Origin of the sequence: Paenibacillus sp. FSL H8-0259 (genome assembly GCF_037963255.1) — a bacterium.
In the GTDB taxonomy this organism is placed as follows: domain Bacteria; phylum Bacillota; class Bacilli; order Paenibacillales; family Paenibacillaceae; genus Paenibacillus_AQ; species Paenibacillus_AQ phytohabitans.
Window position 1 is genome coordinate 7,233,172 of the sequence record NZ_CP150147.1, and the last position, 21,770, is coordinate 7,254,941.

The window sequence follows — 21,770 nt, forward strand, 5'->3', positions numbered from 1 at the left end:
AAATTCCTCCGTTTGTTCAACTCGTTTTGAATTTCAATTCAATTTCGTAATGAACGGCTTCTCCAGGCTCAAGCAGCTTCGAAGAATGCGCTCCGCGCTCTTCCGCTCTCCCCCGGGTCCAGCAATTGGACGGCTCGAGTCCCAGCACATGTTCGCCTGCTCCGGGCATTCTCCACTGCACCAGTCTGGGCAGCGTCCGCTGATCCCACTTCAGCTCTGCCGTCAGGCCTCCCGCAGAAGAGGATAAGCCGGGTACAGGAAAAGAAGGGCTGCTGATTTGAGCGCAGATGTATGTTTGCCGCTCCAATGGCTCATGGTAGTACACTTGTTCCTTGAAACGTTGATCCGGCGCCTGCCATTCATGTATCCGTGATATCTCCATATCATCATCACGCGGAGCACAGCTGCTCTCCGGCAAGATGATCCGGGTATCCTCTGCAAGCAGCGGAAAGCCAAAGTTGAAATGATACAGCATCAGATGCGGGGCCGGGGTAAAGCCTGCATTCTCCACGCTATCGCAAAGCTGCAAACTGTTCTCTCCAAGCCTGCTTGTAATCGTGCGGGTCAAACGCAGCTTATGTCCAAAAATGGACGTCTCCTCTACGACTCCCCGCAGGCGCATCTCATATTCATTGCCTTGCCATTCCGCCTGATATGAAGCCTGGCGTGCGGGTGTATGATGGATCTGCCCATGCAATCCATAAGCTCCGCATTCGTCCCGGCCGGCCGCACCCGCCTGCGACAAGCCGCAAGTCATCAGCAAACCGCCGGAAGCCGTCTGCAGCCAATGATTCCCTTCTTCCCTGAAATAAGCAGCATGGGGATCGCCGTTGGCGGCAGACCAGCTAACCGGAATGCCGCAAAATTCAGCCAAAGAGATATCCATTCCTTTCCCGGGATGCACCCAATAGGAGAGGCCTGAGCCCGTCCGCACGCGGAACACTTCCTGACCGGCCTCCGGCCCCTCTCTCATTACAAAGGGCTGCACTCCCGCAAGCTGCTCTATTCGGCCAACTCTGGCCTCCAGCTCGCGCCGGGTCCATTCTCTGCCATAAAGTCTTGCCATACCGCCATTCCTCCTGCACCCGGGAAGGCAAGCCTCAGGCTTGTCCGGCACTCCCGAAAATTCTCATCGTGCGCACAATATCCTGCTGCACTGCTTCCATAGCCCATCTGGATATGTCATGATAATAGCTTTTGTGCTGCTTCGCGCTGTTGGCCGCCAATTTCGCCTGGAGGGTATTCGCCACTTCATGCGCCATATTGGAATAATAGTTGAGCTTGCGGATGCCGCACTGTATGGAGGTGATATAGGCGGCTTCATCCAGTCCGGACCCGCCATGCATCACCAGCGGCAGGCCGGTAAGCTCTTTGATGAGCTTCAAACGCTCAAAATCCAGAACCGGTTCTGTCAGATAAACACCGTGCGCAGTCCCGTAAGCAACGGCGAGCGCATCGACATCGGTATGTTCAATAAAGGTTTGTGCTTCTTGGGGATTGGTGTAAACATCGTCCGGATCATATTCTTCTATTTCTTCCTCCGCTCCGCCGCCCTCCGGACGCAGAATCTTGCCAAGTTCGGCTTCTACGGAAACTCCGAGCGCCTTGGCGATTTTGCTGATTTCATTGGTCTGGCGGATATTCTCATCCAGCGGCAGATGCGCACCGTCGAACATCACCGACGAGAAGCCGAGCTGCATCGCCCGGATCAGAATTTCGTGATCCTGGCCGTGATCCAGGTGTACCGCAACGGGAACCTGAGCTTGCCTCGCAGCCGCCAGTATAATGGGAGCGATCACCTCCAGCGGAACAAGCGGAATATGCACTTCCGCAAAGGACAGAATGACCGGTGAGCGCGCCTCCTCGGCCCCGGCAATGATTCCCCGGATCATCTCCAAATTAATCACATTGTACGCGCCGACGGCATAACGTTTGGCTTCGGCATCCTTCATTAACTCTTTCAGGGTCACTAATGGCATTCTTCAGCATCTCCTATGGGTTCGACATGACGTTATTCACTGCTTGATACAGCCGTTTATATTTGGCGTAATTCTCGTCATAGTGCCTACGGTTCTCAGGGCGCGGATAGAAGGTAGTGCCCACCTTCACCAAACGGCGGGCAGCTTCTGCATAGGAAGGGAACACTCCCAGCGCCACCCCGGCCAGAATAACCGCTCCTAGAATACCCGCCTCTTCGATATCAAGGGCGATGACGGCCCTGTTCATGATGTCCGCCTTGATTTGCAGCCACAGGGCGGACTTGGCACCGCCGCCGCAGGCTTTTAGTTCTCTGATACGCATACCCGCTTGCTCCAGACAATCCAGATTGAGCCTCATCTCATAGGTGACGCCCTCCATCAAGGCTCTGTACAGTTCACCCTTCGTGGTGTTGAAATTCAAGCCCGCGATGACCCCAACCGCAGCCGGATTCATGTATGGAGTGCCTGAGCCGGCAAAATGCGGCAGTACCAAAATGTCTGTAGGACCTTCTCCGGCGCTCTCGCCCATAATCTCATAGACACTCCGGCCGGACTCATCTGCCGCACATTTCTCTTCATAACCGAACTGGTCCCTGTACCACTTGAGCAGGGAGCCGCCAGTGAAATTAAACGCATAGGTGGTATAACTTCCCTGGATATAAGGAACCAGCGCCAGCTTGCTGAGCGCAAGCGCCTTATCATTGACCTGCATTTTATGAAAGACCGGCGTGATGCACTCTACGGTGCCAATGCCGTCTACGGCCGAGCCCTCTTCCGTGACTCCCGCGCCAATGGCAGCGCATACCTGGTCATGTCCGCCGAGCACCAGCTGAAGGTGGGCAGGCAACCCCAGCGCCTCAGCCGCTGCGGGTGAAATATTGCCCAGCCGTGATCCAAGCTCCAGCGCCTGGGGAAATATCCCGCTCCTTAAGCCTGACGCCCGGATAATCTCCTCATCCCACTCAAGCCGGTGGACATCAAAGGCCAGCGTTCTGGACGCCAGCGAATAGTCGATTACCGGTCCTGCACCCAGCTTATAGAGAATGAATGATCCAAACGGCAGAAAGGTGTGAAGCCGCTCATAAATGTCCGGCCGCTCTTCCCGGTACCACATCAATTTGGAGAGGGTGTACATCGGATGGGGATGAAGACCCGTCTTGCCGATGATGTTCTCTTCTCCGATATGCTCCACCAAAACCTCCAGTTGCTCGCTTCCCCGCTTGTCAATATACAGCAGGCTGTTTCCAAGCACGCAGCCCCCGCTGTCGAGCAAAACGGCAGCCTCCCCAAAGGAAGAAACGGACAGTCCGGCAAGCATGGCAGGCGGTCTGTCATACTTGTTCATTGCGGAACTGATCACAGCTTGAACCGCTTCCCACACCCGCTGCGGACTCAGCTCATAACAGCCGTTTTCTGGCGATTCCATGGGGTATTCCCTGTATGCCTGGGCCAGCACCTCACCCGTTGGAGCCATGATCAGGCATTTCGTTCCTGTTGACCCGATATCTAGGCCTATGAGATCGACGGACATGTCCCCGGTTCAGCCCCTCTCCCCATCCGGGACGTATTTCACACCGGCTATACTATAGCGCTCAGAGATTATGTCTTGTTCCTCTATGCTCAGACCGCCTTCTTGGGTCACCTTAATTGTGGCAAAAGGCAGGCTCTCAGAAATCATGGAATAGCTTACTGCATCATCACATAAAAGCGAGCATTCCCCTGCTTTCGCACCGTACAGAACAGGCTCTATATTAAAAACGGTGTCGTCCCGGACACATAGAACGGGCTCTGCCCAAGGAATTAGCGCGCCCTGTTTGATATACAGAGGAACTTCATCCTCAGCAACCTGGCGGGTGATCCATTGTCCGCCGTTCAGCCACTCTCCGTTCAATCGTTCGTACCAGCGGCCTTGAGGCAGGTAGATTTTACGTGTGTCACCGTTACCATAGACAACAGGAGCAGCCATAAGATCCTCTCCAACCATGAACTGGTCGAAGCAATCCAGCACCTCAGAGTCACCCGGGTAATCCATCACCAAGGGACGTATAGGGGGTACTCCCTGCTGGCGGTATCTGCCAAATGCGGCATACAAGTAAGGAATCAGACTCATTCGGATTTGCAGAAGCTTTCTGCATTGCTGCGCCAGCTGCGGCCAATCCTCCAGCCATTCACCGGCATGGTTCTTGTCATGATCGAATTGCTTCCATGGCGGCGAAGGAATCATATAACAGTTAAGCACCGCCAGAGGCGAGAAAATCACAGCGCCAATCCGGCGCAGCAGCTCTTCCCTCGTTGCTGTCTGACGGACCTCCGGCGACCAGAGCAGACCTGAGAAGGACGCTGTGGCCAGCCCCTGTACGAAGTCTTCATGATCGTAGAGGTCGCTGTACAGTACATAGGGATAGGGCGCCGCGAGCGCATGGGAAGCGCGCACCTGTCCATAGGTCCGGCGATCCGCTGCCTTGAACGGGGCGAGCATCGTTTGCTGATAGAGCTGGCCGAACAAGCTGTGCATCTGCTCCCCGTCCGCCCCTCCCGGAAAACGGGCGAAATCGGGAAAACCCCAGTTGCCGATATAATCGCCGTTATCACATTCATCCAGCTTGAAGCCTGATAACCCCGCCTCAATGAAGGGCTGATGGATGTCCGTGAAGGCTTTCCGGGCCTCAGCTTGCGTGAAATCCGGCACCAGACCGTCCCATACATAGCTGTCGGCCGAATAAGGCTTCAGCTCCGGGAAGACAGGACTATCAGGATGCACATAAGCATGTTCCCACAGATTAAGCCGGTACCCCATATCATTCAGATCCTGGATCAGCCTTTTCTCATCCGGAAATCTGTTGCTGTCCCACACATAGGTGCAGGAGTAGGCGTTCGTCTGCCAGCCGGGCTCCAGACCAAACATGTCGCAGGGCATCTCATCTTCCCTGATTTGCCGGGCTAACTGCAGGACATCCTCCTGATCCGCATGCCAGTCTGCACGGTACATGACACCCAATCCCCACATCGGAGGTAACGCCCCGCCGCCGCTGAACAGATTATAGCGGCTGACCGCGTCCTTCATATCCCCGCCGCAAAACACATAAATATCTACTCCTTGCGCCGCAGGGATATCCACCAGCATATTGCCGCTTCCCTTTTTCACTTCCCAGTGCCCCTTCTCGGTGCCTGCCGATTCGAAGCCTTCCAGATCCTGCTTGCTGCCAACTCTCTTGCACCCTCCGCTGAAAAAGGTCGCGTACCGGGCCGTATCCACCAGAATGGCATAACCGGCAGTACTTACATAAAAGGGAACCGGCGCATGGGAGTCTCCCAGATCCGCGGACGGGTCGGAATTCGTGCGCAGCTTCTTCTTGCTGCCGCTCTGTCTGAACGATTTAAGCTGTAAGCCCAAACCGTATACTTCCTCTTCCGGCTCCAAGGGAATCTCCAGCAATACGGAGCCCTGGCGCGGTTGAAAATGAATATCCTCCCTTAGAAAGGGAAGCGGATGATCTTCAAGCGCATTCAGCGCTTCGAGACATGTGACAGGCTTCAATACCGATACCGGTGTAAATTCTTCGGGTGTTCCGAAGGTCAGCTTAAAGATTCCGCTGGCAATTTTCTGCATAATCCATTTCTCCTACTGTAAATAGTTTTTGGAACTATCCCTTCACGCTTCCCAGAACGAGACCAGACACGAAATAACGCTGTAAAAAAGGGTATACACACAAGATGGGCAACGTGGCCAGAATGATCTGTGCGCTCTTGGTCGTGCGCGGTGAGATGCTGGCCAGGAGTGCGGCATCCTCAGACCTCACATTGCTGAAATCGAAGCTGACAATAATGGAGCGCAAATAGGTGGCGAGCGGATAGTTCTCGGTCTGGTTCATGAAGATCATTCCGTCAAACCAGCTATTCCAATGCCCTACCATAGCCAGCAGCAGGATGGTCGCAAAAGCAGGCAAGGACAGCGGGAAGTATAACCGCCACAGGATGGTCCAGTGTCCGGCTCCATCTATGCGGAAGGACTCATCCAGTTCCCGGGGCAGTCCTCTGAAGAAATTGATCATCAGAACGATGTTGAAGACCGCCAGGGCTGTCGGCAGGACCAGTACCATCATGGTATCCAGCATGTGGAGGGATTTCACTTGCATGTACAGGGGCACAATGCCTCCGCTGAACAGGATGGTGAACATGAAAAACCATACATAAAACGTCCGCATGCTGAAATCCCTGTTCTCCCTGGAAAGGGGATAAGCCGAAATAAAAGTAACCAGCATCTGCAGGGCGCTCCCTACAAGCACCCGGATCACAGCCACGCCCAAGGATCTTAGGAATTCCGGACGGGTAGCGATAAATTTATAAGCGTCCAGTGAAAAGTCCGACGGAAAAAACCGTACCTTCCCCATCGCCACCGCCGAGGCGGAGCTGAAGGAAATGGCTAACGTATTGACAATCGGCGCAATGCAGAGGATTCCCAAGAGAATGAGAAACACTTTGTTGAATACTGCGAACACGGTGCTGCCGTTCAAACGGTATTTCACCCTTGCTCCCCCTTTCAAAAAATGCGGTAATCGGCAAACTTATAAGCCATATAATAGGAAACTGAAATAAGTACTCCGGACACCAGGGATTTAAACAGTCCTACGGCTGTCGCTACGCTGTACTGCGCCTGATTGAAGGCCAGCCGGTAGACCAGCGTATCCAGGATATCGCCGGAATCGACCACCAGCGGATTGAGCAGCATGAATACCTGCTCAAACCCGGCGTTCAGCACATTGCCGAGACTCAGAGTAGCCAGAAGAATGATTGTGGGACGAATGCCGGGCAGCGTAACATGCCAGATCTGCCGCCAGCGGCTGGCTCCGTCAATCATGGCCGCTTCATATAAATCCGGATTGATGGAGGTTAGCGCAGCCATATAGATAATCGTATTGAAGCCAAAGTTCTTCCACACTTCAGTAGTGACCAGTACGCCGGGAAACAGCCGGTTGCTGGACAGGAAGCCCACCGGCTCTCCGCCAAAGGCCTGGATGAGGCTGTTAATCACCCCCTCCAGACTGAGGACATCCAGGATAATGCCGCCCAAAACCACCCAGGACAGGAAATAAGGCAGGTACATCGCAGTTTGCAGCACGCGTTTCAGCCTCTGGCCGCGCATTTCGTTCAGCAGCAGCGCAACAACGATAGGCACAATCAATGAAAATACAATTTTCAAAATCGAGATATAGATCGTGTTATACATGACTTGCCCGAAGCGGGGCATGGAAATAATATATTTGAAATTGTCCATCCCGACCCACGGACCCTCAAGCCAGCCCTTGAACACGCTAAAGTTCTGGAAGGCCATGACAATCCCCATCATCGGGATATAGCAGAATAGAACGGCCAGTATAATTCCCGGTATCAAAAACAAATGATACGGCAACTCATGTCTGAAGCGGCTCTTCAGGTGCAATGCTCTCACAATAGGCTACCCCTTTCATCACAAGCTGGCGTTGATCTCGTCCAGAATCTGCTGGCCGCCCAGCTTGTGCCACTCGGATACGAAAGTATCGAATGCATCAATAGGCTCTGCACCCATGATGATCTTCGTGAAAATTTCACGTTCATAATCGCCCAGAATGCCCATTTTATTCAGCATCGTTTCTGTGGTGCCTCCATAAGCCTGGGGAATCAGATGATCCGTGCCATAGCCCTCCACAATCGTTTTGAAGGCTTTGACCTGGTGATACTCCATATAGCCGGTCCCCTTGCCGTCCAGATAAGCTATGCTCGGTTCGTATTTCCCCGTCTCGGTCAGAGCCTGGTCCAGCTTGCTGGGATCGCGCTTCTCGATGGCTTCGATCAGGTATTCCAAAGATTTCACGGTAGCATCATCGGTCGTAAGAGTCCGGGCCAGAGACAAGTGCCCCTGTTCCACAATGGTCTGCCCTTTTTCGAAAGCAAAGAATTTCTTGACCTCGGGATCATTCCGGTTCGGACCGTAAGCCATCTCGTTGTAATCATTCAATAATTGGACGAGAATTTCGGGATGCTTATAGTCTTTGTTCACCGCGTAGTAGCTCACCACGGTTGTGCCTACATTGGCAAATACATCCTGCCCGTCGGCGCTCGGGGCCGCCAGTGGGGTCCAGACCATATCCGGCTGGCCCTCCAGGCCCGTGCCGTACATGTATACATTCCAGCAGCGTCCATAGCTGATGCCGTATTTGCCGCCGCTGACCTCCTCCGTTACCTTGGTCGTATCCTTCATGCCAAACTCAGGATCAATCAGGCCGGCCTGATACATTTCTCTGAGCTTAGCCAAGGCATTCTTCATTTCAGGCTGCACGCTGCCGTAGGTGATTTTGCCGTCATCTCCTTTGAGCCAGCTCTGCGGATAGGCATGGTAGCCGTTGAAGAATCCGGTGGTGGAGGTAATCCCGTCGAATAGCCAGTTGCTGAACGCCAGCCCGCCGGTGTCGTCGATGCCGTTGCCGTCCGGGTCCTGTTCCTTGAAGGCCTTGGCCACCGCAATCACATCGTCAATGGTCTTCGGCACAGGCAGGTTCAGCTTATCCAGCCAGTCCTGCCGCACCCACAGCAGACTGGGTTCATAGATGACCGAGGTCGTGTAGGGCAAAGCCATGAGCTTGCCGTCAAAGGTAGCCGAATCCATCGCAAGGCCGCCGTCACCGGTCAGAATCTCCTTCGTCAAATCAGACGCATGCTCCTCGAAAACATCGGTCAGATCCGCTGTCATACCGGCCTTTACCATGGTCTCCAGCTGGTTGGTGGAGGCTTCGATGACGATATCCGGAATCGATCCCGAGGCAATGACGATGTTCAGCTTCTCATTGTATTCATTCTGCAGAGCTGTCCATTCGTGTATGACGTTCAGATTGAACTTGTCAGCATAATGCCGGTACCAGATGTTGTTCGCAAAATCATCCCCTGCGGGATACCCCCAGGTGGGCAGGGAATAACGGCCTACCCGCAGGTCAATGGGTTGCTTGGGATCGGCACTGGAGCTGGCAGTGTCTTTGGTATTGGATGGTGAGCTGCAGGCTGTCAGGGCCAAAAGAACGGTACTAATAGATAAAGCGGCAATTTTTCTCATGATTTTGCTTCCCCCTCATATTCGGTTTCTGCATGATCTCTTTATTGCACAATCAGAGCCGGCTGGCCCCAGAAGGCCCGGTCATATCCGTAATCGCCCAAAGAATCGGTGATCAGGGTGATGATCACCGAAGTTCCGGCATATTCGGCCAGCGGGATACTGAACGGCGTCCAGGCCCCGCCCGGCATTATATCCTGCGACCACTTTACCGTTCCGTTCACCGCTATGCGGAAGCCGGCGCCCTGGGAGTCATCCGATCCGTCCTTAATGCCGGCGAATCCCTGCAGTACAGCCTGCGTGTCTGCGGGCAAATTCAAGGCATATTCAATATGCGTCTGCCCGTGCTGCGGCGGGTGGGCATCCAGCCCCTGCTTCTCAAGACCGAGTACAGAGCCGCTTCCCGGGAATCCGCCGAACGGAGACTGGGCTTGCCCTTCGCTTCCGTCCTCGAACACCAGGCTCGAATGATATGGAGCGCCGGGTAACGATAATGGCAGCTGCACAGGAGCAGACACGTTGTGAATCAGATACACCGTACCCGAGGCAGGTGCTGTAATTTCGTAGTGATTGTTACCTAGACTTACAGACGAGGCTGCTCCGTAGCTGGATTGCACCACAGTTAAGGGCAGCGGGCTGTTCACCTTGAAGCTTACGCTGCGATTGCCGCCGTAAGTTGCAACGGCTACCGTCGGCGCCACCCATACGGCAGAATCATTGTCCACCGTCACACCGGGATGCGTCTCCAGCCGGAGGGTCACTTCTTTGCCTGCTAATTCCGACAAATCCAGCTCCATGGCTGTAGGTGAGGCACTTCTGCTGAACTGCTCTTCACTCAGCACCGTACGGTCCCCAGGCGCTTCTGCCTTATCCCAGGCGGATACCTTGAAGGTGACACCGTCACTGCTCGCAACGTTCTGCTCGGAGCCCAGCTGCACACCCGCTTGAAAGCTCGCTGCCGCTGCTGCGGGCAGACTGATGTCAAATTCCAGCCAGGTATGCCCGCCCTGCCACTGTCCTGCGTAAGGCGGATGGGCCAGGATCCGGTCGCCCCAGTGCTGCACAGTTCCTCCTCCGGGAAAGGAGTAGGAGAATCCGCCCGTGGTAGGGAACGGGGCTGCGGTTGTATGGACGGTGCCGTCTCCCAGGACCTCTCCTGCTCTCACCGGTCCTTCGTAATTCAGCAGATCTATATCACCGGACTGAAGCTTGTCGTCCATAACGATGGTGGTGTGGGTGGAGCGGCTGGACAGCCGTTTTAGCGCCACATCCTCCGGCCACTCATAGACATGGAATCCCTCGGGATCGCGGACCTGGTTCAAATACAGATACGTTTTGTCCGGGTCCAGCCCGAACAGCTTCTGTTCATCATAGAGCAGCCACCCCGGAATGCTTCCCGGCAACGGATAGGCCTCTGCCCCGTACAAATAACGCATGATGTCGGTGCCCCCGCCGGAAGGGTTCCCGTCGTAGGCGGTCAGCTTCTCGCCATAGGAATCGCGCACATATTTGGCACTGCCGCCGTTTGCTGTCCTGAAAGCAAACAGAGTGGGATCAGACATATTGCTGAAATCAGCTGTAGGCTGTGCACTCTGGTACCAGCCCGCTTCATCCAGCAATTGTTCCATCAGCGGCGTAGGATTGGCGATCTGGCCCAGATTAGGTCTTGTGAGCATCGGAATAGCCCCCAGCCGGTTCTGAACAACCTTATGCCAGGCCATAAAATAATCCTCCGTGATCGGGTTCGCATGATCGGGATGACCGTAAATGGTCGTATACGGGGCAAAAATCGCTGAGCTGGCCGGAACCACCTGACTGATTTTGCTGTCATCCCATGTTCCGCTCGCGGAGAAGATTCCATAGGCATGGCGCTGCGCAAAGGACTCGTACCGTGTCGTGATTTCATTCAGGCTCTCCCCGCCCATGGCGATATCCGGCAGCGCTTCTCTAAGCTCGCGGTGCAGGGCGATATTGCCTTGCATCATGTTGTTGCCGTCAATCAGGCCGTTGGCATCGTTATACATGAGCAGCGACTGGTCCAGGTGCAGCGCGTCCGGTCCGACCTCATTCACCAGGGCAGTCATCTTGTTAACGAAGAGTTCCCGCCACGCCTCCGCCGCCGGATTAATAACGGCAAATGAAATCTGTTCCGATCCTGCTGTATACTCCCAGCGCTTCCGCTCCAGCGTGAACGGATCTTTCACCTGATAGGGCTGCATCTGTGTATAATTCTCGTTGTTAAATGATGTTCCAAATATATTTACATACAGCATGACGCGGAATCCCAGCGCCTGGGCAGCGTCGATCCTGGCTGCGATATCCGGCTTCGGCTCATAATTGGGAAAATTCACATCATAGGGGTCTGCTCTCCAGCCGGGAACAACCAGCAGCGTCCGCTCCGCATCTACCCGCTGTGCAAGCTCCTCAAGCATCGGCTGGTCTTCCAGATCCGTCAGCACCGTGAATCCGATATCCTTGGCCCAATCCGGTGCCTTCGCGGAAGATTCAGCTAACCCGAAGGCGCCATCTGCCCACTCCCGGTACATCGCGGATCCTTTTGCCCAGTCACCGGCGTAGGCTTTAAGCCGCCAATCGGTGGAGACCGCCTTGGTCGTTTGCTGAAATGGAGCGGGCGCTTGCGTCTCTATTCCTACATAGAAGCTGCCATTCTCATGCTTCACATGCAATGTTTTGAAGAAACCGGCATTGTCATCCGCATGAACCAGCAGTCCGCCCTCTGCCCCCTGCACAAGAAACATCTGCGCCTCCCAGACATCGGGATAGGTGAACTGGGAGAAGCCATAGGCGGCGTCCGGTGATTCGGCAGTGAGCCGGATCCCGCCCAGTGCGGGAATAATCAGATCATACGTATCGGGGATAATGAATCCCCATTGCACGCCCGATATGCCTGGCTGCTCTGTCTGCGCATGCTGGCTGACGGTCAAGGTACCGTCATATTTGCGGGCAACCGTTGTCTCCAGCTCAGCCAGCGAAGTGCCCGACCCCCAGGTGTGTTCATAGGTGACATGCCCTCTCTTCGCTGAAACGGTGGAAGCAGCCGTATCATTCCACAGATTGTTCTGCGCCAGATGGCGGATACCGGTCAGCTTGCCTTCGTTGCCGCGGGCCAGGTTTATCGTGCCATAAGTGAAGTCGATGGCGGCCGTGCCGGAATCAATCGTCACCTTTACATTAGCCGTATCTGCAGAACTAAAGCCCGGCAGACTGCTATATAAAAGGATACACGCCACACATACCATCACTGTTCTTCTTACAACATTGATCATTACCTATCCCCTCTCTTCATCCGGATTGGAATGGACCTACATTGCAAACTGCCTGAATATGAATTCCGCACTCCCCTCACTCACGAACAGCCCCGTCCCTCCCTGCTGGAAATCATACAGCCGTGTGCTTAACGCAAGCTCCTCGTTCACATAGACTACGCATACCTGATCTTCCAGATATATGCTTAACGAGCAGGCGGTTTCCGGCAGTAATTGCAGCGGCCGCTCCATGCCGACGGCGTAGGGGACATCTCCCTTCCTCGGCCACTGGTCAACAACAATCCGGTTACGGCCCGGCTCCAGCCGGATCATATACCCCTGCCCGAACTCCTGATCGGTCCGCAGAACAATGCCGCAGCCCCGGGTGCCGGGAGCGAACGTTATCGTCGCCTCCAGCTTGCAGGCGCCGTCCGGTAATGGCCCCGCATAGGCACCGGCGAAGGAATCGGCTGCTGTAACCGCGGCCGTGCTGCCGCTGAACTTCCAGCGTCCGAGCACTTCGGTGAAGGATAAAGCGCTTTCCTTATTGAACGCAGCATTCAGGGTATCCGGCACTTTTACAAGCAGTTCACCATCCGTGCCCTGTACGACTTCATGCACAACCAGATGTCCGCCCCATTGCCAGGTGCCCCCGTCATGCTCGCCTTCCCGCGTCGGGTTCCATCCGAATGCATAACGCCGCTCACCGTCAGTCCAGGTCTTGGCGGCATAGAATGCCCGGGTATCAAGTGCATCGTTCTCCGGCGCCAGCCAAGGCCCCTGCAGCGAGCGGCTCATCCGGTAATGCGTGACTGTACGGTCCGAGAATGTCGAGTACAGAAGGTACCACCATTCCCCCATCCGGAACAGATCCGGGCATTCGTGAGTCGTATACAAGTAGGGAGCCCAGAACGGATCGCGTACCTCCCAGCCGGTCAAGTCCTTGGAGGCGCATAGGGCAACGCAACCGCGGCGGCCCGCTGGCCCTTCCTTTAACCGGGCGGCAAGCAGCATCCAATATTCCCCCGCCTCCTCGTTCCAGAACACAAACGGATCGCGCCAGTCATGCTCCTCGTAGACCTCCGTTGGCGCGTAGAAGGCATCCTGCGGCCGTTTTTCCCAATGTACAAAATCACTGCTGACCGCATGCATCACTGCCTGCTGCGCCTTGCCCTCCGCCGGATAATGAAAATTGTTGCCGGTATAGAAAATATGATACAGTCCGTCTTTCTTCAGCACGCATCCCGTATAGATATACAGGTCCTGCTCGGATACCCCTCCCCTGGGCAGAACCTCTCCGTATTCCTTGTAGTGAATGAAATCCCGGGTCCCCAGCAGAAACCAGGGCGTGCCTTCACCGTGTCCTTCCCTGTCGCGCCAATCTTTCAGATACAGCAGCTTGAACTCGCCGTCCTCATAGAACGGGATAACGTCGGCCAGCCAGCCGTCTTCAGGCTTGTAGAATAATTTGCTCATGCTGCTCGTTCACTCTCCTCCATACGGTTCATTAATTTCTTCCAGGATCGCCTTACCGCCAAGCCGGTTCCAATCCTTTACGAATCTATCGAATTCATCAATGGAAACCGCCCCCATAATAATTTTGGTGAAGGTTTCTTTCTCGAGTCTGTCCAGCATGGCCCACTTCTCTGTCATCGTAGGGGTCTGTCCGCCGAAGGCAGTCATCAGCAGCCGGTCGCCGCTATAGTGGTCCATGGTCGTCTCGAACCCGAAATATTGATGGGCAACGGCCCAATTATCCATATTCCCGGTTGTCAGGTAATCAAGAGTCGGCCCGTATTTGTCGGTTTCGGTGAGCGCATCCTTCAGCAGGCTTCCATCCTCGTTCCTGATGGCCTCGCGCAGTAACGACAACGACTCTGCCACATCCTCGTTGGATACACCGGATTGGACAAAGGACAGCCTGGAGGTGTTGATCCGTCCGCCGGCTTCTTCCACGGTAATGAATTCGCCTTCGCCGCGTCTGGAGCCGTGAACCACCTCTTCATGCAGGTTCAGCATTTTCACCACAGCCTCCGGGTGCTGATAGCCTTTGCGCACTACGACATATCCGCTGGCCGAGAAGCCTACGCTGGCCTTGGCCGGCACGCCATCCACCGAAGGCACCGCAAACGGCTTCCACTCCATTCCGGGGTTTTGCCGTACCGCATCCAGAAATACATAGGGATTCCAGTTGGCACCGAACGTCATGCCGAGCTTGTTCGCGGAGATATCCTCCACCACCTGGTCGCTGTCCTTGACACCGAATTCCCGGTCCAGCTGCCCGCTCCTATACATCTCCTGAAGCTTGCCCAGCGCACGCTTCATCTCGGGCTGAATGGAACCGTACATCACTTGACCGTTCCCGTCCTTGATCCAGGTCTGCGGATAAGCGTGATACGCATTGAAGAATCCGGTAACCGAGGCAATGCCGCCATACAGGTAATTATTGATGGCCAAGCCAAAGGTATCCTGCCGGTTGTTGCCGTCGGGATCTTGCCCCGTAAATGCATCGGCAATCGCAAACACCTCCTCCAGCGTTTTGGGCTCAGGCAGACCCAATTTGTCCAGCCAGTCCGTACGCACCCACAGCAGATTGGCTTCGTAGATCGGAGCATTGACGATGGGAATGGCCAGCAGTTTGCCGTTGAACGTGGCGGAAGCCAAGGCCGCGCCGCCGTCTCCCATCTGCAGTTTTTTGGTGCGGCTGGAAGCGTAGCGCTCGTAGACCGCGGTCAGATCTTCCAATTGATCCGCATCGGCCAGCTGTTTGAGCTGGCCTGCCGAGACGGAGAACATCTCCGGCAGACTGCCCAATGCGATCAGGACATTCAGCTTGCGGTTGTACTCGCCCGGCAAGGCGGTCCAATCGTGTTCAATTTCGATGCCCAGCAGGCTGCGGTACTCCCGGTACCAGATATTATCTTCAATGCTGTCACCGCCGGGATACGTCCAGGTCTGATCAACCGGACGCGCGATATGAAGCTGAATCGGCGGATCGTATTTTCCAAACGGGTAGGCTTCATGTTCCGCAGAGTTCAAGCTTCTGTCCGTTCCGGGACTGCCAGCGCTCAGCAGAAGCGACAGAACGATTCCGTAAGACGTCAAGACTGCCAATCTCTTTCCCTTCACTTCTTATCCCCCCTAAATCTTGGTGGGTCTTTCGTGAAAGTTCGCCTTATTTAGCATTATTATAGGCTCGCTTCCCCTAGCCCCTCTACTCGCCGATTTTCACTTTTGATTATCCGATTTGGATAAGGTATGCCTCTCTCTGTATTCCTGGGGAGTAATGCCGGTCTCCTTCTTGAAAAAGCGGTAGAAGGATTGCTCCGTCATAAAGCCTACCGCTTTCGAAATGTCCTGCACAATCAGACTGCCGCCCTCCAGCAGCTTCTGGGCTTCCGCCAACCGGGAGGAAGCCACGTAATCCGGCAACGACTGGCCCGTTAAACGCTTATACAACCGGGTCAAGTAATACGGATTGTAGCCGACGACATCACCGATCCGGGTCAGTGAGAGATCGCCGGCCAAATGGTGCTCCACGTACAACCGGACGCGGGTAATCAAATCATGCTCGCGGTAGACCTGGTCATCTTGCTTTTGTTCAAACAGCCGCATGGCCAGCGCCGACAAATAATCTTCCGCGCTCTCCCAAGAAGGGTGGGCCTCATATCTTGTAAGCTTGTCCAAATCAATGGACTCTCCGATGACCTCATGCAGTTCCCAGCGGTTCATATAAGACAGCAACAAACACATGAGCGAATAGTAGATCTCCAGCTTCAGCCGGTTGTCGGTGCCACGCGCAGGGGAGGCCAACACTGCCAGCTTGCCGAATTCGAGAAAAAAATGCTCCTGCTGTCCGTTGTCCAAATAAGCCGCCATGGCTCCCAGCTTCCCCAATTGGCTGCTAATTTCATGATTGTGCAGCTCTGCCTGCTGCGCCTCATCTCCAGCTTCCTTGCGCTGTTCGATCAGAACAAGCTCCTTGCCCATGCCGAGTCCCCGTCCCAGCAGCGCCTTCAGGGTGCTGAACTGCCGGGGCGCCTCCTCCCAGGGGCGAAATGCTGCACCGGCCGAGAACGACAGCCGCAGCTTCAGCAGCCGCTTGCAGCTCATGGCGATCGTCTCAAGCGTCCCATGGATGAACCGGAGCGCCCGCTCCCTGTCCTCCGGAGCATCTGCCATAGGCTGCAGCAGCCACAGCAGCTTGTTCTTCTCATAACGCAGACTGAGGCAGCGCACGGAGGGGAGCCAATATTCTTCGGCAATATTCCGGATAGCGTACAGCATCAGCTCCCTCTCTGCTACACTAAGCTCGTCCCGCCAATCGTCCACGCGCCCGATGGCGAGCATTACGCCGCATCCGGCATCCAGCGGGCATTCCAGCTCCTGGAATTTATGTGCAAGCTGGCTTACGAGCGGGCTGTCCCCCTGCAACAGCTCCAGCAAATAATCGCCCAGCAGCAGGGGACGGACAAGCTGGAGCTGCCGGTGTGCCCGCTCGATCAGCTCCTCTGCTTCCACCGCCGCATATAGCTGCGCAGCGGCCTGCTCCACAGCGTGAAGAATCGCTTCCTCACCTTCTGTCTTTAACAGGTAGTCCACCCCGCCGCCACGCATGACTTGCTGTATATAATCAAATTCGTTATATCCGCTCAAAAAAATAATTTTGCACCACGGCCAGTGGCGTCTGATTTCCTGCTGCAGCTCAAGCCCGTCCATTCCCGGCATACGGATATCGGACAATACAATATCGAACTTCATCTTTCCGAGCTGCTCCAGTGCCTCCGCAGCGGAATAAGCACCGTATACCTCCAGCTCCAGCTTGTCCCAGTGCCCGAACAGATCAAGCAGGTTCCGTACAATCCACCGTTCATTATCGACAATCAGCAGTCTGATCATGGCTGTCTCCCTTCTTCCCGTCTTATCATCAGCAGCACCTTCAATCCGCCCAGCCCGCTGCGTGACACCTCAATTCCGAACGCCGGACCATAGTTCAACTGAAGCCGGCGGTGCACATTGAGTATTCCTGTCGTCTCCATAGCTTCTTCAGCAAGAGCCAGCGTTCTGCGCAGCGCATTCAGCTGTTCATCGTCCAGCGATTCGCCGTTGTCTTCCACCCCGATGACAAGCCGGTCCGCCCCTTCCTCCCGGAAGGTTACCCGCAGCATCCCTTCTGCCAGCTTGTTCTCCAGCCCGTGGGCATAAGCATTCTCAATTAATGGCTGGACAATGAGCCGAGGCACCATAGAAGTCTCCCACCCTTGCGGTATGGGCTCCAGTTCGGCTGTAACTGTACCGGCAAAGCGTATATTCTGAATCTCCACATAAGACCATGCGTGCTTCATCTCTGCAAGCAGACTGACCTGTTCTGCTCCACTACGTGTAATAAACTGAAAATAGCCGCTGAGATGGTGAAGCATCCGCTCGGCTACTTCATGTTCCCTCATACGAACGAGACCCTGCAGAATGAAGAAGGTGTTGTAAAAAAAATGGGGGTTAATCTGCGATTGCAATTGCTTAAGCTCGGATTGCTGGGATCTGATCTGCTGCTCATACACCTCATGAATCAACTCCTGAATCCGCTCCAGCATATGGTTGAAGTGGTTATATACATAATTGAATTCATCCTGATTGCCGTGATAGAGCCTGACACTCAGATCACCCATCTCCACTCTCCGGAAGGAAGTAATCAGCCGCCTCATCGGCTTATGAATAAACCTGTATATCCAGTAAGAGAAAACTACGGCGAGCAGCAAAGCGACCAGCGACTCTCCCCAAATCCAGTTGCGATGCTTGTTCAGCGGCTCCAGCACCGTTTCCGCAGGAACAAACACGGCCAAAGTCGTTCCCAGCAGCGGTGAATATTCACTGGCTCCAAAATAGTCAACGCCTGCCGACTCCAGCCGGTATTGGCCGGACTCGCCGCTGTCGTTGAGCAACTCCCCGCGGGGAGCTTCCCCGAACGCAGCCAGCAGCGAGTCCTCCACACCGGAGGCAATCTGCCACTGACCGCCAGTGTCCATCCATACAGCTCCGCCGCCCTCCCCCTCGGCCATGCTGGAGAGTGAGCGGAGAATCTCCGGGCGTGACAGCTGAATTTCGATGGCCAGCACAGGCGGCCGGCCGGCATACACGGCATCGGGATACACGCCGCTCATCAGCAGCTTCTCGCCCATACCGAAGATCGGCGATTTCATGTGAGCCGGGTTCAGAATGTCCTCCAGTTCTTCAAGCGGCATCTCACTGTCGAAATTGTTGGCATTAATGCTCCGGTCCAGGGAAGGAATATACAGCTTAACGTTCTCCACGAACGGGCTGGAGCTTTTGAGCAAATATAATTTGCTCTTGGCGGATAACAAGGCGCGGGTCCGTTCATAATCGTTCAACTGGTTCGGAACCGTCGCCAGCAAGAGCAAATCATCGTCATTGACATACTCCAGCTTCAGCCGCGTCAGCCGTGTCAGCTCTGTCTCCAGCGAAGTCAGATAGAAGTGGACACGGCTGGCCATGGATTCCGAGATTTGCTTCTGGACAACCTCCTGTCCGGATTGATTCATGACTAGACCCCACAGGTAGAGCGGAATAATGACAAGCAAGAAAGCCATAACAAGTTTGGGATAAATTGAAAGCGTTCTCATAAATCTGATCAACAGCATCTCTCTCCTTCCACAAGCCTCCCCTGTAGTCCCATCATACCTCTGCAGCAGGCCCTTAAACAATAATAAAGAGAGGCGGTTAGCCTCTCACATTTCAAGCAGAAATTGTATGGTTTTGTCCTCGAAGCCCGGCAGCCGCTCATGGATGAAATCGGGATAGATCTCCAGTTTCTTCTCGCAGCGGAGGCGGTTATAGGCGGCGAATTGCGTCGAAGGCGGACACACCGTATCCAGTAATCCTACCCCCATCATCACTTTCCCGCTGATCCGGTCCGCCAGGTGTTGAACATCAATATAGCCGAGCCGTTCAAAAATCTCATCCTCCCGCAGGTGCTGGGGATCGCGGTGACGGAAAAACGTCCGCAGTTCCTCGTAAGCATCTCTGGCCAGGTCCATTTCCCATACCCTTTTATAATCACACAGGAACGGGACACTTGGCGCAGCCCGGTTGATCCGCGGCTCAAGCGCCGCACAGGCCAGCGCCAGCCCCCCTCCCTGCGATCCGCCGATTGCACCGACGCGGGCGGCATCCACTTCCGGCATGTCCATTACAATTCCAGCGAGCTGTGCCGCATCAAGATAGATCTGCCGGAACAGCAGCCGTTCGGGCGCATCATCCAGTCCGCGGATCAGGTGCCCTTTATGTGTGGTTCCTTTGACCCCGCCAACATCTTCGGACAGTCCTCCCTGGCCTCTGCAATCCAATGTGGCTATAGTAAAGCCCAAGGAAGCATAGATTAGCTTGTCGGCCCAGTCATCCGAATGATGGGCGTACCCGTGGAACTGCACTACCGCCGGGTGCGGACCTGCAACATGCTTCGGCTTGACCAGCTTCGCATGGATACGCGCTCCGCCTGTCCCCGTGAAATACAAATGGAAGCATTCGGCGAACGGAACCTGAAACCCGCTTCTCACCAGTTCAACACGGGCATCCGTATTTCTCATCTCTTGCAGTGCTTGTTCCCAGTAAGCCTCGAAGTTGGCCGGACGGGGATTACGTCCCTCATACGTTAATAATTGTTCTAACGGCATATCGACTAGCGGCATTAATAAGCACCTCCGTCTCTCTTGGTTTGTGTGTCCTATATCAAATACAGTACAATGTTGCCAGCAACGCAGAACAACCCGGAAGAAGAGGAGGCCGCACCATGAGCTTGTTGTTCAACCTACCCGAAGTCAAGGAATTGCTGCGCAATTTCTATACATTGACCGGTATCCGCACCGTGATTTTCGACAATTCCTTCACTGAGCTGGCTGCCTATCCTACCCGTCATTCGACATATTGCCACATCATCCGGAGTGATCCGCGCGCAGAGGCCCAGTGCATCCTCTGCGACCAGGCAGCCTGCACCCAAGTGAAAAAGGAGAAAACCCTCTACACCTATCAATGTCATGCCGGACTTACCGAAACGGTGGTGCCTATTCAAACGGACAATCAGGTCATCGGGTATATTATGTTCGGCCAATTGCTGCAGACCGGGTCCCGCGATGAGTTATGGGAGAAGGTCTGTGAGAATATAAGCCCCTATAATGTGGATATGAATAAACTGTACAGCGCCTTCCAGCGAAAAAAATACATCTCCAAGGAAGTCATTGATGCTTACGCCAAAACCATGGAGATGAGCGCCAGCTACCTGTATCTATCCCGGATGCTGGTTCTGAAGGAGGATACGCTGGCACAAAAGATCGACGGTTATATTACAGAGCATATCCAGGAACCGCTGTCCGTTCCCGTTCTGTGCAAAGAATTCAGCATCAGCAAATCCCATCTCTACAAGCTCTCGGAGCAGAACTTTGGCATGGGCATTGCCGAATACATCCGTAGCCTGCGTATCCAAATGGCCAAAAGGCTGCTGGGTGACACCGATAGTCCGATTTACGAAATTGCGGAGCAAGTCGGCATTCCCGATTATAATTACTTTACCAAAGCCTTTAAAAAGGTCACCGGCACCTTGCCCAGAGTCTACCGCAAAGAAAACACTTTACAAGGACGCACTCTGGACCGGTTCTGATTGCACCTGAGTGGAAGCGCATACAGCAGGGAAGGCGCCATGGCAGCTTCCCGCAATAACCGATTTTTATCACCCCCAGCTTATAGCAGTTCTGCCTGCTCTTTGCTGATCTTATCATCCGGTCCCTAGAGCAAAATAGTAATAAACGTTTCAGTTAATAGTCATTTTGTTTCAAGGTGTGCACTACTGTACGCGAAAAAAATGCTAATTCATTTCTACATTTTCACCGGTTAGGGTGATGCATGCTTGGCTGGGCACGCGACAAACAAAAAAGCCGGCTTTCGCCGGCTCTGCTTAAATCCAAGCGCGAAGATTCACCTGTTTGATGAAATCCGCCTGGGACAAACTTTCTTTGGATGTTGTCTCCAGCTCTTCCGCTTCAACTTCCTCACCGTTCATCAAATGATGGAACAGCTTCTCGTTGTACGTCGATAGAGCATAATCTATCAAAGCTTCGTGCGTGGCTCTTTCAGCTTCTAGTACCAGCAATTGCTCTTCGGCCTCAATATCCTCCGCCGTAACATAGAAATTTCTATTGGCCTCGGGAACACGAATGACATAATCAAACGCATTATCTGGATTGCGGTCGTAAGCAATTAGGTAGCCGTAGTCTCCGATAGGAAGACTCTGCTCAAAAGCGTCCGCGACAATGACAATCTTCTCTCCTAAACGCAGCATCGTCCTACCTCCTGACCAAAATCTATCATGGTTCTGCTTGTTTCAACAGTCTACTAAAAAAAGATAGAGCTGTCCAGCCGCAGGAGAGTAGTCCGATG

General features: G+C 54.3%; 15 protein-coding genes. 1 reads left to right on the forward strand and 14 read right to left on the reverse strand.

The window, feature by feature from the left end; genetic code table 11:
* Positions 1-16 precede the first annotated feature (16 nt).
* From NSU01_RS30980 to NSU01_RS31040, 13 genes are all read right to left on the reverse strand, one after another.
* On the reverse strand, positions 17-1,066 hold the full coding sequence (locus NSU01_RS30980) for a DUF4432 family protein (RefSeq protein ID WP_076248500.1): 1,050 nt from the start codon (positions 1,064-1,066) through the stop codon (positions 17-19).
* A 34-nt stretch (positions 1,067-1,100) separates the two neighbouring features.
* Entirely contained in the window at positions 1,101-1,979 is an 879-nt protein-coding gene (locus NSU01_RS30985; protein WP_039303072.1) for a class II fructose-bisphosphate aldolase, read from the reverse strand.
* A gap of 13 nt (positions 1,980-1,992) precedes the next feature.
* A complete protein-coding gene (locus tag NSU01_RS30990) occupies positions 1,993-3,510 on the reverse strand; it encodes an FGGY-family carbohydrate kinase (protein WP_076248499.1) in 1,518 nt (505 codons plus the stop codon).
* 9 nt (positions 3,511-3,519) lie between these two features.
* Positions 3,520-5,589 (reverse strand): TIM-barrel domain-containing protein, encoded by a 2,070-nt coding sequence (locus tag NSU01_RS30995; protein ID WP_076248498.1) that lies wholly within the window; start codon positions 5,587-5,589, stop codon positions 3,520-3,522.
* Between the two features lie 34 nt (positions 5,590-5,623).
* Positions 5,624-6,505 (reverse strand): carbohydrate ABC transporter permease, encoded by an 882-nt coding sequence (locus NSU01_RS31000; protein ID WP_042139988.1) that lies wholly within the window; start codon positions 6,503-6,505, stop codon positions 5,624-5,626.
* Between the two features lie 14 nt (positions 6,506-6,519).
* Positions 6,520-7,431, reverse strand: coding sequence for an ABC transporter permease subunit (locus tag NSU01_RS31005; RefSeq protein ID WP_256704046.1), 912 nt, complete (start codon positions 7,429-7,431; stop codon positions 6,520-6,522).
* Positions 7,432-7,446: 15 nt separating this feature from the next.
* A complete protein-coding gene (locus NSU01_RS31010; protein ID WP_076248497.1) occupies positions 7,447-9,063 on the reverse strand; it encodes an extracellular solute-binding protein in 1,617 nt (538 codons plus the stop codon).
* Positions 9,064-9,104: 41 nt separating this feature from the next.
* On the reverse strand, positions 9,105-12,347 hold the full coding sequence (locus NSU01_RS31015) for a DUF6259 domain-containing protein (protein WP_076248495.1): 3,243 nt from the start codon (positions 12,345-12,347) through the stop codon (positions 9,105-9,107).
* Positions 12,348-12,383: 36 nt separating this feature from the next.
* Positions 12,384-13,802: a family 43 glycosylhydrolase gene (locus NSU01_RS31020; RefSeq protein ID WP_076248492.1), complete on the reverse strand. Its 1,419-nt coding sequence runs from the start codon at positions 13,800-13,802 to the stop codon at positions 12,384-12,386.
* Positions 13,803-13,811: 9 nt separating this feature from the next.
* A complete protein-coding gene (locus tag NSU01_RS31025; protein ID WP_076248490.1) occupies positions 13,812-15,455 on the reverse strand; it encodes an extracellular solute-binding protein in 1,644 nt (547 codons plus the stop codon).
* A gap of 99 nt (positions 15,456-15,554) precedes the next feature.
* Positions 15,555-17,225, reverse strand: coding sequence for a response regulator (locus NSU01_RS31030; RefSeq protein WP_042139993.1), 1,671 nt, complete (start codon positions 17,223-17,225; stop codon positions 15,555-15,557).
* Positions 17,222-18,883, reverse strand: coding sequence for a histidine kinase (locus NSU01_RS31035; RefSeq protein ID WP_197074305.1), 1,662 nt, complete (start codon positions 18,881-18,883; stop codon positions 17,222-17,224). Before NSU01_RS31035 ends, NSU01_RS31030 begins: the two co-directional genes overlap by 4 nt.
* 186 nt (positions 18,884-19,069) lie before the next feature.
* On the reverse strand, positions 19,070-20,029 hold the full coding sequence (locus NSU01_RS31040) for an acetylxylan esterase (RefSeq protein ID WP_042139994.1): 960 nt from the start codon (positions 20,027-20,029) through the stop codon (positions 19,070-19,072).
* 101 nt (positions 20,030-20,130) lie between these two features.
* Here NSU01_RS31040 and NSU01_RS31045 point away from each other — a divergent pair, with 101 nt between their 5' ends.
* Positions 20,131-20,994 carry a PocR ligand-binding domain-containing protein gene (locus tag NSU01_RS31045; RefSeq protein WP_042139995.1) on the forward strand — a complete coding sequence of 288 codons (864 nt, stop codon included), beginning with the start codon at positions 20,131-20,133 and terminating at the stop codon, positions 20,992-20,994.
* A gap of 294 nt (positions 20,995-21,288) precedes the next feature.
* On the opposite strand, the gene NSU01_RS31050 is transcribed toward NSU01_RS31045, so the two are convergent.
* The gene (locus tag NSU01_RS31050) at positions 21,289-21,672 is read right to left on the reverse strand and encodes a hypothetical protein (protein ID WP_039303101.1); all 384 of its coding nucleotides are present in this window, start codon (positions 21,670-21,672) and stop codon (positions 21,289-21,291) included.
* Between the last annotated feature and the right edge of the window lie 98 nt (positions 21,673-21,770).

Coding starts and splice junctions, on each gene's coding strand:
- NSU01_RS30980 (WP_076248500.1), bottom strand. CDS start 1,066: ATGGCAAGACTTTATGGCAGAGAATGGACCCGGCGCGAGCTGGAGGCC.
- NSU01_RS30985 (WP_039303072.1), bottom strand. CDS start 1,979: ATGCCATTAGTGACCCTGAAAGAGTTAATGAAGGATGCCGAAGCCAAA.
- NSU01_RS30990 (WP_076248499.1), bottom strand. CDS start 3,510: ATGTCCGTCGATCTCATAGGCCTAGATATCGGGTCAACAGGAACGAAA.
- NSU01_RS30995 (WP_076248498.1), bottom strand. CDS start 5,589: ATGCAGAAAATTGCCAGCGGAATCTTTAAGCTGACCTTCGGAACACCC.
- NSU01_RS31010 (WP_076248497.1), bottom strand. CDS start 9,063: ATGAGAAAAATTGCCGCTTTATCTATTAGTACCGTTCTTTTGGCCCTG.
- NSU01_RS31015 (WP_076248495.1), bottom strand. CDS start 12,347: ATGATCAATGTTGTAAGAAGAACAGTGATGGTATGTGTGGCGTGTATC.
- NSU01_RS31020 (WP_076248492.1), bottom strand. CDS start 13,802: ATGAGCAAATTATTCTACAAGCCTGAAGACGGCTGGCTGGCCGACGTT.
- NSU01_RS31030 (WP_042139993.1), bottom strand. CDS start 17,225: ATGATCAGACTGCTGATTGTCGATAATGAACGGTGGATTGTACGGAAC.
- NSU01_RS31035 (WP_197074305.1), bottom strand. CDS start 18,883: ATGAATCAATCCGGACAGGAGGTTGTCCAGAAGCAAATCTCGGAATCC.
- NSU01_RS31040 (WP_042139994.1), bottom strand. CDS start 20,029: ATGCCGCTAGTCGATATGCCGTTAGAACAATTATTAACGTATGAGGGA.
- NSU01_RS31045 (WP_042139995.1), top strand. CDS start 20,131: ATGAGCTTGTTGTTCAACCTACCCGAAGTCAAGGAATTGCTGCGCAAT.
- NSU01_RS31050 (WP_039303101.1), bottom strand. CDS start 21,672: ATGCTGCGTTTAGGAGAGAAGATTGTCATTGTCGCGGACGCTTTTGAG.